The 545-nt window shown below is 67.7% G+C and carries 1 protein-coding gene; it reads right to left on the bottom strand.

Features of this window, described 5'->3' with window-relative positions:
- Positions 1-122: 122 nt before the first annotated feature.
- The coding region (locus MOV74_RS40050) for a PilN domain-containing protein (protein WP_246933092.1) at positions 123-545 on the bottom strand (423 nt) is incomplete at its 5' end.

Genomic DNA, 545 nt, shown 5'->3' on the forward strand with positions numbered 1-545 from the left:
GATCGACAGCCCCGCCGTCAGCAGCAGCGCGCCGGCAACCGCCACGTAGAGCGTGACCGCGATCAGCGGCGAGCCTGCAAGCGCCCGCGCAACCGCATTGCCGCCGGTAACCTTGGCGCTGCTCATGGCACGTTCCTCGGTTCGATTTGCGCCTCGATATGGAAGCGCTCGCCGGGATCGGAGGAGCTGCGCGTGGTCGGGGCGTAGAACGTCGCGCGGTTGAAATGCCCGGACTGCTCGATCAAGGGGATCAGCGAAGGCGCATCGCGGGTGATGCCGCCGATCTGCAGCTTGTTGCCCGCCAGGTGCAGCTCGGTGACATAGGTGTGATCAGGCAACACCCGGCTCAGCATTTCCAGCACGATCACGCTCGCCGCCGTCTCGTATTTGCGGCGTTCGAGCAGCGCGAGCGGGGATCGCTCGCCGCCATCGCTGCCGCGAAGCGCGGCGCGGCGCTGGGTGATCTGCCGTTCTAGCTCCTTCTCCTGCGCGCCGAGGCCGTCGGCCAGATAGCTTGCCGCGACCGATCCGACCACCGCGGCGAT

This window comes from Bradyrhizobium sp. SHOUNA76 (assembly GCF_023006445.1).
Classification (GTDB): Bacteria; Pseudomonadota; Alphaproteobacteria; order Rhizobiales; family Xanthobacteraceae; genus Bradyrhizobium.